Source organism: Monashia sp. HAY1-5C (assembly GCF_056755255.1).
In genome coordinates, this window is record NZ_JBPGXG010000131.1 from 1 (window position 1) to 12,606 (window position 12,606).

Genomic DNA, 12,606 nt, shown 5'->3' on the forward strand with positions numbered 1-12,606 from the left:
CCCCCCCCCCCCCCCCCCCCTCTTAAGGATACGGCGACCACAGAGATCTACACTCTCTCCGTCGTCGGCAGCGTCAGATGTGTAGAAGAGACAGGGGTGTCGGTGGCGACGTCGCCGCGGCCCGTCCCCCCCGTCGCCAGCCGCTCGTACAGGTCGAGGTCCTCGGGCTGCCCCACCCACGACAGGATCGTCAGGCTCTCGTGCACCGCCACGAGGTCTCCGTCCTCGAGAGCGCCCGCGAGCGCCCGTGCCAGCACCCGTCCGACGGCCCGGGCCTGCGGCGAGATCATGAGGATGCCGAGGGCCGAGCCGCGCTCCCCCTCGTCCGTGGACCCCAGGGCGGTCTCGAGCAGCCGGTCGAGCACCGGCTCGTCCATCGACTCGCGTCCGCCCTGCTCCTCCAGCTCGGCCCGGATCTGCTTGTTGGCGATCCGCACGGCCTCGGCGCTGATGGCCCGGCCGTCGCGGATGATCGAGGCCGCGACCCGGCGGTCCTCGGCGGTGAGGACCGTCGCCAGCCGGGGCCCGCCGATGCCGAGGGCCCGCACGAGGTTGGCCGCGCCGCGCTGGACCCGGTAGGGCAGGTCGCCGTCGCGCAGGTGGCGCACCGCGAGGCGCGCGGCCTCCAGCCGGACGTCGGGGTGCAGACGGCGGCCTCGGACGAGCGTCGTCAGCACGATGAGGCAGGCGCGCAGGACGCTCGGGTTGGTCGGCTCGCGGAGCTGGTCGAGGACCACCGACACCGCCTCGGGGTGGTCGGTGTGGTGCAGCATGCCGAGCGGGTCGTTGTAGAACTGCGCGTCCGGCCGGGCCGTCACCTCGGCTGCCATGGCCGCGACGACCGGGCCGCTGCGGGCGTGACCGACGAGGCGGGCGAGCGCCTCCGACCGCTCGGCGTACCCGAGACCGAGGGCGAGGCTGGTCTCCTCGAGGAGCCGGCGCAGCAGGGCCTCCCAGTCGCCGGCGCGCACGAGCGGCCGGCCGATCCGGCCGAGCGCGTCGGTGAGCAGGTCCCAGTCCAGACCCGTCATGCGCTCGTCGGACAGGGCGCGTTCGAGAAGCGTGAGGGCGAGGTCGCGGTCGGGCTCACCGGGGGTCGACAGCACCGCCACCGAGCGGACCGGGTTTCGCGCCCGGCCGAACAGGTCGACGGCGGTCAGGAGCGTGCCCTCGTCGAGGCCGAGGACCTCCTCGTAGCGACGGACGAGGGGGCGCGTGACGACGACGCGGCCCCGCTCCCACCGGCCGACCTGGGCGCGGTGCACCGGCGCGGCGACACCGTCGCCGTGGGCGAAGCCGGCCGCCGTGCGCAGTGCAGGGTCCGACGCGTGGAGTCTGGCGTTGCGGAGCACCCACTGGATCTCGTCGATCAGCTCCACCGCCGCCCCCTACCCCCGGTCCACGTCGCGAGACGCGCCGTTGCGGCGCACCGAAGGCCGCGCAACGGCGGGCTGGACGGGCTGGGGGCCTTCGTAGGGTGACCGGCACGGGGGGTGCAGCATCTGCGGCACCTGCAACACCGGGGAGGGAGTGCCGGGAGCCGTGGCCAGGGGTCGGCTCCCGGCCGCTCCGACGACGGGAGCGACCGTCTCCTGCGTACCGCGGCGACGCCGCACCCCGACTCCCACTGCGACTCCCCCTGCATGGCAGCTCCCGTCTCGAACCCTCGTCCCGGCGGGCGCGCAGCCGCGCCCCGACGTGCCCGAACTCCCCCGAGTTGCGTCGGGCGCCGCCCCGCGCAACGCGCGTTCGGCGGACCCCCTCCTTGGGTACGGTAGAGCCCGGTACGCAGCCTGTGGAGGGGAAGCGGGCCTTTCGGACCGGGAGCCGGCACGTCCGGCTCCCGGTCTTCCCGTGTAGGCGTCGGTCGGCGGCGTCGGTCGGTGGCGTCGGTCGGTAACTCCGTGGCCGGGTGTCGCGCCCGGCTGGCAGGGTGGCCCTCGTGACCACCGTGCAGCCCCAGCCCAGTCCCGTACCCGCGTCTGCGTCTGCGTCTGCGTCGATCCTCAGCGACGGCGTCGTGACCCTGCGCCGGCACACCGAGGCGGACGCCGACGCCGTCGTCGAGCAGTCGACCGACCCCGACAGCCTGAGGTGGACCACGGTCCCCCGCCCGTACGGCCGCGACGACGCCCTGGCCTTCATCGAGGGCAACCGAGCCGCCTGGAGCACCCCCGACGGCACGCGTTCGTGGGCCATCGAGTGGGTCGACCCGGAGGGGCGCACGCGGTTCGGGGGCACCATCGACCTGCGCCCGACGGTGCCGCCGACGGTCGGCGAGCTCGGCTTCGGGCTGCACCCCGACGCCCGCGGCAACGGCATCATGGCCCGCGCGGTGCGCCTCGTCCTCGAGCACGCGTTCGGCGAGGGCGCGTGGGGGCGGCCGCTGACCCGCGTCCACTGGCGCGCGGTGCGCGGCAACTGGGCCTCGCGACGCGTCGCCTGGGCCACCGGTTTCACGCAGCACGGCACGGTTCCCGGCAGCCACCCGGACCCCTCCGGCGGGGTGGACGCCCTCGACACGTGGACGGCGAGCATCGCCGCGGGCGAGCCCACCGTGCCCGTCGCACCGTGGCTCGAACCCCCGGTCCTCGAGGCGCCGGAGGCCGGCGTGCGGCTGCGGCCGTGGCGGCTCGCGGACGCGGAGGCCATCGAGGCCCGCGACACCGACCCGGCGCACTGGATGCCGACGCGCTCGGTCCTGGCCCGCGACACCTTCCCGGGCTGGCTCCTCGTCCGCCAGGAGCGCATGGCCGAGGGCACAGCTCTCGACTGGTGCGTCGCCGACGCCGCGAGCGACCGCGCTCTCGGCAGCGTCACCGTGTTCTCGCGGTCGGGGCCGATGACGGGGGACGCCGCCGAGCTCGGGTACCAGCTCTTCCCGAGCGCGCGAGGGCGGGGCGTGGCCAAGACCGCCGCCCGGCTCGCCACGAGGCACGCGTTCACCGCGCGCGAGGAGGGCGGCCTCGGCCTGCGCCGGCTCGTCGCCGAGACCGCGGCCGACAACGACGCGAGCAACGCCGTCCTGCGGGCCACCGGGTTCACGTCGTGGGGTCGCGAGCACGCCGTCGACGAGCTGCCCGACGGGTCGCTGGGTGACGGGCTGCACTGGGAGCTGTTCCGCGACGCGTGGCTCGAGGGGCCGGGCGCCGGGTCCCCTGCCGCCGGCTGACGTGAGCGCTCCGGTCGGGCTGCCGATCGGGCTGTGAGGTCGGTGTCGGGGTCGGCTCAGGGTCGGCTCCGGGCCGACCCCGGTTGCGGGGACCGGCACGTCGGATGGACGCTGGCAGCAGCGAGCCCGGCGACCGGTCCGGGACGACCGAGCACCCCGAGGAGGCACCGTGTCGTTCGGTGACCAGATGAAGAACAAGGCCGACGAGGTCCACCTCCAGGCCAAGGCGAAGGACTTCGGTGACGCCGTGGCCGAGATGGTCAAGACGGCCGTCTCGATCGCCGCCCGCTACGCGAAGGAGAACCGCGAGAAGGTCGACGGCGCGCTCGACAAGGTCGAGGGCACCATCTCGGAGCGGACGAACGGCAAGCACACCGACACCGTGAGCAAGGTGCGCGCCGGCGTCGACAAGGGCATCGACAAGCTCGTCGAGAAGAGCGGCTCGCAGACCGCCGCCCCCGGGTCCACGGGCTCGGCGGGCTCGACGACGGGCTCGAGCGTCCCCGACGACAGGCACTCGGCCTTCGACGACGACACCCCCGAGGGCTCCCCCTCCTGACCGAGCCACCAACCCGAGCCGGCTCGACAGCCGACGTTCCCGCCCTGCGCCTGCCGGCTCGACCCTTGCTGGGCCCGGGCTGGCGGGGGGTCAGCGGTAGCGGACGTCGATGTCGCCGGAACCGGTCCGGACGGTGAGGTGGTCCCGGCTCGCCGACGACTGGGTGACCTCGACCTCCTCGTCGCCCGAACCGGTCTCGGTGGAGACGGCGTAGGCACCCGGCGGCAGGCGCACCGAGGCGTCACCGGACCCGGTGCGCACCTCGACGGTGTCGGCGGAGGAGGAGAACTCGAGGTCGACGTCGCCGCTGCCGGACCGTGCGGTGACCGCCGCCTGCCCGAGTCCCGTGGCGTCGATGTCCCCGGAGCCGGTCTCGACGTCGAGGGCACCCGGCACGTCGCGCACCTCGATGTCGCCCGAACCGGACCTGGCCGTCGTGGCGCCGAGCCCGCCGGTCAGCGTCAGGTCGCCGGAGCCGTTGTCGATGACCACGGCGGTGCCGTCGGGAACCTCGACGACGTGGTCGACGCTGCCCCAGCCGGGGAACCCGCCGCACCCGCCGTCGAGGGCAAGGGTGTTCCCCGACCACGACGGTGCCGCGTGGGACGCGTCACCCCAGCAGCGCGCCTCCGTCCGGACCGACAGGGTGCCACCCCGCGGACCGGCGTGGACCTCGATGTCATCCGCTCCGCCGCGGATCGTCACGGTGCGGGCCGTCACCGGGTAGGTCACCGAGCTGACGCGGGCGTCGCCGCCGCGCGCTCCGGAGGAGAACGCGCCGGCGGAGGCGAGCACCAGCGCCGCGCCGACACCGGCGAGGAACCAGGGCCGCCTGGCCGACCGCCGGCGGCGACCCGGCGCGGCAGGCGGAGGCGTCGGCGGGAGCCCGGCGTCCGTCCGGACCTCGCGCGTCGGGCGCAGCCACGCGTCGCCGTACACCTCGCCGCGAGGCGGGTCGCCAGGGACCCGGTCGTCGGGCACGGGTGGACCGGTGGGAGGGGGTGGGTGCTGGCCGTAGCCGCGGACCGGCTCGTCGGAGGTCACCCGACTCACGGTACGGGCCGGGACCTCCCGGCGACCATGACGTTTCGCACCCTCCGGCGGGTCGAGGCCGGGAGGAGGGTCTCCCCGCGAGGACTCCAAGCCCTCACGAGCGCGTCACGAGCGCGCTTGTGCGTCAAGCGAACTCACAGCGGCCCGCGATCATGTCCGAATTGACGGCGAACGTCCCGGTACGGGATGGGTACCGCGACTCAAACGACGGGCCGCGCGTATCTCCGCCGGGTGGTCGGGCTTCTGAGGTCCCGACAGCAACGACCTCACAGGAGACACCACCATGTCGCAGATCGCCGTCGACCGACCCGGTCGCAGCACCCTCCGCCCCTCCGCCTCCGGCGTCGTGGGCACCCTCACCGGCCTGGCTACCGCCGGCGTCGACCGCCTCCAGGCGTTCCTCGTCCGGTTCAGCCTGACCATCCTCCGCGTCAGCCTCGGCCTGGTCTTCCTCGGCTTCGGCGTCCTCAAGTTCTTCCCGGGGCTCAGCCCTGCGGAGGCCATCGCCTCGGCCACCGTCGACCGGCTCACGCTCGGCCTCGTCTCGGGGCATGCGGCCGTCCTGCTCACCGCCGTGACCGAGACGGTCATCGGCCTGACGCTGGTCAGCGGGCGGTTCCTCCGCGTCGGCATCGTCGTCCTCGGCGGCGCGCTCATCGGCATCATGTCGCCGCTCGCGCTCTTCACGGCCGACCTGTTCCCGCACGGCCCGACGCTCATGGGGCAGTACGTCCTCAAGGACATCGTCCTCGCGGCCGCGGCGCTCGTCGTCTGCGCCTACGCGCTCGGCGCCCGGCTCACGCCCCGCGGCTGACCGGCGACCCCCGACCTCCCGCCGCGGCCGGCCACCACACCGGCCGCGGCGGGAGCACCACGTGCACAGCACGCCACCACCCCCCGTCGCCGGCGACAACCTGCCTGCAGACCGCGGCGACCAGTCAGACCAAGGACCGGACCATGACCGCCATTCCCCTGCACCACACCGGAACCCACGCCGCCGACAGCCCGTGCGACCACCGGCCGATCGCACGCCGGCCCGACGCGGGGCCGCGCACCCACCGCTTCCCGGCGGCGACGTACCTCGGCCGCGCGGCGGCCCGCGAGGAGCGGGCCTTCGCCCTCGCCGAGCTCACCGCGTCCGGACGCCGCGCGACGCGTCGCGCCGGAGCCCTGGCCCTTCTCGTGGCGGCGGCGTTCGCCGTGATGCTCGTGCTGCTCTCGACCGGGCGCGCCGCGGGGACCACGGGCGTCGTGACGCTCCTCGGTACCGGGACCGTCCTCGTCCTCGCCGTCGGCGGGCTCGTCGCGGCCCTGCGCCGGCACGAGCGGGAGAACGACCGGCTCGCCGAGCGCGTCCGCCGGTACGAGTCCCGGATGCTCGAGCTCCAGGCGGCCCGCCGACGCTGAGCCGGCCGTCGGCTTCGCCCCATCGGCGCCGCGGCATGGGTGAGGATGGCGAGCATGCCCGACACCGCCCGTAACGAGACCGACGCGCCCGCCGCCGACACCACCGACGCGACCGACGCCTCAGACGCCATCGACGTGGCGGTGCCGACCGGGACCGGCGACCTGCCGACCCGGCTCTGGCTGCCGCCCGGCGGGCAGGGACCGGGCATCGTCGTGCTCCAGGAGATCTTCGGCGTCAGCCCGTACATCCGGCGTCGCGCGGCCGCCCTGGCGCGCCTCGGGTACGTCGTGGCCGCTCCCGAGATGTTCTGGCGGCTCGGCGTGACGGACCCGGTCGAGGGGGAGGACGCCCTCCAGCAGGGCATGGCCCTCGTGCGGCGGCTCGACTGGGACCGGGCGGTCCTCGACGCGTCCGCCGCCGTGGAGTGGCTCCGGGACCGCGAGGACGTGACGGCCGGTGTCGGGGTCGTCGGGTTCTGCTTCGGCGGCGGGTTGGGCTACGCCGTCGCGGCCGGGCTGGAGGCCGAGGGGGCGACGCCGCTCGATGCCCTCGTCAGCTACTACGGCTCGGCGCTGCCCGGGCTGCACGACACCGTCGCGGTGTCGGCGCCGAGCCTGCACCACTTCGGCCTGGCCGACTCGTTCATCGACACCGACACGGTGCGACGCATCGAGGCCTCCCTGGCGAAGGAGCCGCAGACCGTCGTCGTCACCTACGCGGGGGCCGACCACGCCTTCGACAACGACGACATGCCGTGGTTCCACGCGGGCGCGTCGGGTGAGGCCTGGGCGCGCACGCTCGAGTTCCTCCGCGAGCAGCTGCCCACCGGCCAGCCCGCTTAGGTCCGGTCACGCGGCGAGGGCCGCCGCCTCGGCCCGCTCCTTGATGCCGAGGAGCATCTTGCGGGTCATGAGGGTGCTGCCCGCGGCGAGCGGCTCGCACACCGCACGTGAGGCGTGCGTCGTGTAGCCGTACCGCTCGCGGACGAGCAGCCTCGTCGTGCGACCGGGGTGCTTGCGCACGACGAACGCCCACGTGAAGTCGTAGGGCGGCGCCGGAGCGTCGGGCCGGGCCCGGCCGTCGACGACGAGCGACCGGCCCTCGTCCACCGACGCGACGCGCAGGGCGAGGTCGGGGTGCAGCCGGAACTCCTCGCCCACGTGCGGGTGCTGCCACTCCTCGTGGACGCGGTCGGCGCTCGCGACGTGGCAGCCGACGAGGTTCTCCAGCCAGTCGTAGCTGTAGAAGCCGCCCCGGCCCTGACCGAGCTGGGCGACCCACGGCCACACCTGCTCCGGCGGCGCGCCGATCGTCACGGCCCGCGTGGCGACGAGCGCCGCGTCGGGGATGAGGTCGTCACCGGGCAGGGCATCGAGCGTCTCGCCGGTGGTGGACCCGTACCGCAAGTACGCCCAGCGGAACGTCCACGCGGAGAAGGCCGCCGCCGTCGCGAGGCCGCCGAGCAGGACCGCTCGGCGCACCGGGTGCACGTCCCACCTGATCGGGTTCATCGTTGCCTCCTCGTCACGTCGCCGCGAGGTCGTGCTCGTGGGGGTGGCCGCCGGACTCGTCGTGTCGCTCCAGCACCTCGCGGACGGCGGCCTCGAGCTGGCCCGGTGTCCGCTCCCGCAGGTCGTACCGGGCCCGGACGACCGGGACGCTGACGGTGAGCACCCGCGTCAGGTCGATGGGCGTGCCGGTGACGACGACGTCGCACATCCCGGCGGCGACGACGGCCTCGATCGTCGCCTCGAGGTCGCGGACCTGGGCCGTCCCGTAGCCCATCGCGGGCAGGATGCCGCGCGCGTTCGGGTACCGCTCGAAGGTGCGGGCGAGCGAGCCGACGGCGTACGGCGTCGGGTTGACGATGGCCGCGGCACCGGCCCGTCGGGCGCCGACGACGCCCGCGCCGTACGTCATCGACCCGTGCGTCAGCGTCGGCCCGTCCTCGACGACGACGACCCGGTGGCCACGGACGAGGTCCTCGTCGTCGACGCGGACCGGACTGTCCGCCAGGACGATCCGCGCGGCCGGGTTGAGGCCGCGGCACGAGTCGACGACCGCCTCGACGTCCTCCGGGCGGGCGGAGTCGCACTTGTTGACGACGACGACGTCGGCCATCCGGACGTTGGCCTCGCCCGGGTGGTAGCGCGTCTCGTCGCCGGGTCGCAGCGGGTCGGCGAGGACGATGTGCAGGTCGGGCTCGTAGAAGGGCAGGTCGTTGTTGCCGCCGTCCCAGAGGATGACGTCGGCCTCCTCCTCGGCCTCGCGCAGGATCCGTTCGTAGTCCACCCCCGCGTAGACGACGCACCCGTTGTCGAGGTGCGGCTCGTACTCCTCGCGCTCCTCGATGGTGCAGTCGTGCCGGTCGAGGTCCTCGTGGGTCGCGAACCGCTGGCACGCCTGGCGGGCGAGGTCGCCGTACGGCATCGGGTGACGCACGGCCACGACCCGCCGGCCGGTCGCGCGCAGCAGCCGGCTCAGGTAGCGGGTCGTCTGGCTCTTGCCGACGCCGGTGCGCACGGCGGTGACGGCGACGACCGGCTTGCTGCTGCGCAGCATCGTCCGGCGGGCGCCGCGCAGCCAGAAGTCGGCACCCGCCGCGATCGCCTCGGAGGCCAGGTGCATGACCCGCTCGTGCGACACGTCGGAGTAGGCGAAGGCGACGACGTCGACGTCCTCGCGGGTCACCAGGTCGGTCAGCTGCGACTCGTCGACGATCGGGATCCCCTGCGGGTAGAGGGGCCCCGCGAGCTCAGGCGGGTAGCGGCGCCCGTCGATGTCGGGGATCTGGGTCGCCGTGAACGCGACGACCTCGTACGCGGGGTCGTCGCGGAACGTCACGTTGAAGTCGTGGAAGTCCCGTCCGGCGGCCCCGAGCAGGACGACGCGTCGGGGCCGCGCGGCATCGTCGCCTGCGGTGGCGCCGGGGGTCGGGTCGAGGGGTCCGGTCGCGCTCATGGCCAACTCCACGGCTGAGGTCGACCGCCGGAACCGACACACCCTGTCGCGGGTAGTCCTGGCTGCGGGACCCGCCACCCCCATGGTGGCACCGGGGCCCCGCCGCGTGGGGCCGTGGAGACGAGACTCACCCGTGGCGTACCCCACGACCGCCTGACGGCCGGCGGCGAGGGTGCGACCATCAGGGGGTGAGCACCGCGACGGCAGACCGTGGCGGCCACGCCCGCCGGACGACCGGGACGCACGAGCACGTCTCCCTCGCCGAGCAGTGGCTGGCCCGCAACTACTCCCCGCTCCGCGTGGTCATCGCGCACGCCGAGGGCGCCTGGGTCACCGACGTCGACGGACGCCGCTACCTCGACGCGCTCGCCGGCTACTCGGCCCTGAACTTCGGCCACCTGCACCCCGTGCTCGTCGGCGCCGTCCGCGACCAGCTCGACCGCCTGACCCTGACCAGCCGCGCCTTCCACAGCAACCGGCTCGGTCCCTTCGCGCGCGACCTCGCCGCGCTCGCCGGCAAGGAGCTCGTCCTGCCGATGAACACCGGCGCCGAGGCCGTCGAGACCGCGATCAAGGCCGCCCGCAAGTGGGGCTACGAGGTCAAGGGCGTGCCGGACGGCCGCGCCCGCATCGTCGTCATGTCCGGCAACTTCCACGGACGCACGACGACGATCGTCGGCTTCAGCGACGACCCCGTCGCCCGCGACCACTACGGCCCCTACACGCCCGGGTTCGACGTGGTCCCCTACGGCGACGCGGCCGCGCTCGAGGCGGCCCTGACCGACGACACGGTGGCCGTGCTCCTCGAGCCGGTGCAGGGCGAGGGCGGCGTCGTCATCCCGCCCGAGGGGTACCTGGCCACGGTCCGGCGGCTCACCCGCGAGCGAGGAGTCCTCCTCGTCGCCGACGAGATCCAGTCCGGCCTCGGGCGGACCGGGTCGACCTTCGCGTGCGACCTCGAGGGCGTCGTGCCCGACCTCTACGTCCTCGGCAAGGCCCTCGGCGGCGGCATCCTGCCGGTCTCGGCCGTCGTCGGCGACCGCGACGTCCTCGGCGTCTTCACGCCCGGCAGCCACGGCTCGACGTTCGGCGGCAACCCCCTCGCGGCGGCGGTCGGGCACGCCGTCGTCGGCCTCCTCGAGACGGGCGAGTACCAGGAGCGGGCGGCGTGGCTCGGCGAGGTGCTCGCCGAGGGGCTCACGCCCCTCGTCGGCCACGGCGTCGACGCCGTCCGGGTGCGCGGCCTGTGGGCCGGCATCGACGTCGACCCGGCGCTCATGACGGGGCGCGAGGTGTGCGAGCGGATGCTCGAGCAGGGCGTCCTGGTCAAGGACGCCCACGGCTCGACCGTCCGCGTCGCACCCCCGCTCGTCGTCGAGGAGCGTGACGTGCAGCTGCTCGTCGACGCCTTCGCCCGCATCCTGCGCTGATCCTGCACCCACCTCGGGTGTCAGGTCACTGGCCGCCGTGTCCCGGCATGCTGGGGAAGCGCGCCCGTGGCGTCGACTCGTCCGACCAGCGCAGCACGGCCCCGACGCCGTCGGCCGGGTCCACCTGGCCGGCGTCGAGGAGCGTCACGCCGGCCCGCGAGCACACCGCGGCCCACACGAGGGCGGCGTCGGCGGGCACCTGGACCGGGTCGGACGCACCGGTCATGAGCGCGTCCTCCCTCGAGCTGCCGACCTGGAGCCGGTCCCTGCCGACCCAGAGCCGTGCGTCGTGGAGGCGCCCGTCGACGAGGAGCACCGTGGCCGCCTGCGCCCGCTGGAGCACCTCGACGACGGGCTCGAGTCCCTCCGCGGCGGCCCCGGCGCGCCCGGTCTGCTCCTCGAACCGCCCGACGAGCGCGGCCTCGTCCTCGGCCCGGCACGCGGCGAGGACCGACGCGACGGCCTGGCGCTCGGCCTCGGCCGACGTGCCCGCGGCCCGGCCACCGGTCGTGGAGCGCACGAGCACGGAACGCAGCTCCTCGCCGGCGTGCTGCTCGAGGTAGGCCGCCGCGTGCTCGTCCCCCATGAGGACGACGACCCGCGGCCGGTACCGCGTCACGAGCCGGTCGAGCTGGGCCGCGACGGCGGCCGCGTTGTGCTCCCAGGAGTCCTCGACGCGGGACTGGTAGCGCCGCTGCGACCACCCGCCGGTGGGCACCTGGTGCAGCTCGTCGTGACCGCCCTCGACCTCGATCGTCTCGGTGTCGGCGGGGTGATCGAGGCCCCGGCCGCCGTGCACCTCGATATCGGCGCCGGTGCGGTCGAGCCGGACGACGATGTGGGGCAGGCTCGCGGACAGCGCCCGGACCGCCGGCAGCAGCGACGGGATCGGGGCCCACGTGGCGTCCTGTACGGGGCGTCGGGGCAGCTCGACGGTCAACGTCGGTCCGGCCTCGGTGGCGACGAGCAGGCGGCCGTGCTCACCGCCTCGGCCCGTGGGCGCCAGCGCGGGCTCCCGCATCGCGTCGACGACGCCGTCCGGTGCCCCCGACTCGCGCAGCAGCCGCTCCACGTCACGCCAGCGCGCTTCCACGTCGTCGCCGGTGGCCGGGTCGGTCTTCGTCACGTCGAGGGTGGCGCTCGCGAACGGCCCGCTCACCTCGGCGAGGGGGTGGAACATCTCGAGATCCATCAGTCACCTCCGTGTCCGTCCAACAGTGCGCTCCTACCCATTCGGCCCCGACCGTCTCCACGTCGTGGTGAGCGTCCGTGGGGGCGTCTGCGATGGTGGAGGGGATGGACCAGGTCTGGTACGCGGCGTACGGGTCGAACCTCTCGCGCGCCCGCTTCACCCACTACCTCGCGGGAGGGCGCCCCGACGGGGCCGCGCGCACGTACGACGGTGCCCGGGACGCGTCCGAGCCCCTCGGCGACGTGCCGATCGTGCTCCCGGGACGGGTGTACTTCGCGTGGGAGTCGCCGACGTGGGGTGGCGGCATCGCCTTCTACGACCCGGACGGGTCCGCCGCGGCGCCCGCGTCCAGTGGGGCGGACGCGTCGGGCGAGGGAGGCGCGTCGGGCGGGGTCGCGGCCCGGGCGTACCTGCTGACCGGCCAGCAGCTCAGCGACGTCGCGAGCCAGGAGATGCGCCGGCCGGTGGGCCGGGACCTGCCGCTCGCGACCCTGTTCCGCGAGAGCCGGACGGCCGTGATCGGGCCCGGCCGGTACGAGACGCTGCACGTCGTCGCCGAGCTGGACGCCGTGCCGGTGGTGACGTTCACGGCGTCGTGGGAGCACGCGGCCGCGAGGCTCAACCCGCCGGTCGAGGCGTACCTGCGCACCATGGCGACGGGGCTGGCCGAGTCGCACGGCTGGCACGCGACCCGCGTCTGCGACTACCTCCTCGCGTGTCCCGGCCTCACCCCGAGGTGGACCCGCGCCGCCCTGACCGAGCTCGTCACCGACTGCCTCGCGCGCTTCTGACAGCTGTCTCTTATACACATCTGACGCTGCCGACGACGGA

General features: G+C 74.7%; 12 protein-coding genes. 7 read left to right on the forward strand and 5 right to left on the reverse strand.

The genetic code is table 11. From position 1 onward, the window contains the following. Window positions 1-47: 47 nt before the first annotated feature. Window positions 48-1,379 (reverse strand): hypothetical protein, encoded by a 1,332-nt coding sequence (locus ACR9ZK_RS17270; RefSeq protein ID WP_481343184.1) that lies wholly within the window; start codon window positions 1,377-1,379, stop codon window positions 48-50. Window positions 1,380-1,942: 563 nt separating this feature from the next. Here ACR9ZK_RS17270 and ACR9ZK_RS17275 point away from each other — a divergent pair. Together ACR9ZK_RS17275 and ACR9ZK_RS17280 are read left to right on the forward strand one after the other, a co-directional pair. After that, on the forward strand, window positions 1,943-3,172 hold the full coding sequence (locus ACR9ZK_RS17275) for a GNAT family N-acetyltransferase (RefSeq protein ID WP_481343185.1): 1,230 nt from the start codon (window positions 1,943-1,945) through the stop codon (window positions 3,170-3,172). A gap of 169 nt (window positions 3,173-3,341) precedes the next feature. Then, a complete protein-coding gene (locus ACR9ZK_RS17280; RefSeq protein ID WP_481343186.1) occupies window positions 3,342-3,731 on the forward strand; it encodes an antitoxin in 390 nt (129 codons plus the stop codon). Between the two features lie 90 nt (window positions 3,732-3,821). Here the strand turns inward: ACR9ZK_RS17280 and ACR9ZK_RS17285 are convergent, their stop codons facing one another. Beyond that, on the reverse strand, window positions 3,822-4,775 hold the full coding sequence (locus ACR9ZK_RS17285; RefSeq protein ID WP_481343187.1) for a DUF4097 family beta strand repeat-containing protein: 954 nt from the start codon (window positions 4,773-4,775) through the stop codon (window positions 3,822-3,824). 292 nt (window positions 4,776-5,067) lie between these two features. On the opposite strand from ACR9ZK_RS17285, the gene ACR9ZK_RS17290 reads away from it, so the two are divergent. The 3 genes from ACR9ZK_RS17290 (at window position 5,068) to ACR9ZK_RS17300 (ending at window position 7,034) form a co-directional block, all read left to right on the forward strand. Further along, the gene (locus tag ACR9ZK_RS17290; protein ID WP_481343188.1) at window positions 5,068-5,598 is read left to right on the forward strand and encodes a DoxX family membrane protein; all 531 of its coding nucleotides are present in this window, start codon (window positions 5,068-5,070) and stop codon (window positions 5,596-5,598) included. A gap of 143 nt (window positions 5,599-5,741) precedes the next feature. Next, complete coding sequence (locus ACR9ZK_RS17295) at window positions 5,742-6,191, forward strand: hypothetical protein (protein ID WP_481343189.1); 450 nt, start codon at window positions 5,742-5,744, stop codon at window positions 6,189-6,191. A gap of 54 nt (window positions 6,192-6,245) precedes the next feature. Next, window positions 6,246-7,034 (forward strand): dienelactone hydrolase family protein, encoded by a 789-nt coding sequence (locus tag ACR9ZK_RS17300; RefSeq protein ID WP_481343190.1) that lies wholly within the window; start codon window positions 6,246-6,248, stop codon window positions 7,032-7,034. 6 nt (window positions 7,035-7,040) lie between these two features. Here ACR9ZK_RS17300 and ACR9ZK_RS17305 read toward each other — a convergent pair whose 3' ends face one another. Both ACR9ZK_RS17305 and ACR9ZK_RS17310 read right to left on the reverse strand, forming a co-directional pair. Continuing rightward, a complete protein-coding gene (locus ACR9ZK_RS17305) occupies window positions 7,041-7,703 on the reverse strand; it encodes an SRPBCC family protein (RefSeq protein WP_481343191.1) in 663 nt (220 codons plus the stop codon). Window positions 7,704-7,716: 13 nt separating this feature from the next. Then, window positions 7,717-9,153, reverse strand: coding sequence for a cyclic 2,3-diphosphoglycerate synthase (locus ACR9ZK_RS17310; RefSeq protein WP_481343192.1), 1,437 nt, complete (start codon window positions 9,151-9,153; stop codon window positions 7,717-7,719). 188 nt (window positions 9,154-9,341) lie between these two features. Here ACR9ZK_RS17310 and rocD point away from each other — a divergent pair, with 188 nt between their 5' ends. Beyond that, on the forward strand, window positions 9,342-10,583 hold the full coding sequence (gene rocD, locus ACR9ZK_RS17315; RefSeq protein ID WP_481343193.1) for an ornithine--oxo-acid transaminase: 1,242 nt from the start codon (window positions 9,342-9,344) through the stop codon (window positions 10,581-10,583). A gap of 25 nt (window positions 10,584-10,608) precedes the next feature. On the opposite strand, the gene ACR9ZK_RS17320 is transcribed toward rocD, so the two are convergent. Continuing rightward, window positions 10,609-11,775, reverse strand: coding sequence for a baeRF2 domain-containing protein (locus ACR9ZK_RS17320; protein ID WP_481343194.1), 1,167 nt, complete (start codon window positions 11,773-11,775; stop codon window positions 10,609-10,611). A gap of 104 nt (window positions 11,776-11,879) precedes the next feature. Between ACR9ZK_RS17320 and ACR9ZK_RS17325 the strand changes: the two genes are divergently transcribed. Further along, on the forward strand, window positions 11,880-12,566 hold the full coding sequence (locus ACR9ZK_RS17325; RefSeq protein WP_481343195.1) for a histone deacetylase: 687 nt from the start codon (window positions 11,880-11,882) through the stop codon (window positions 12,564-12,566). Window positions 12,567-12,606: the final 40 nt, after the last annotated feature.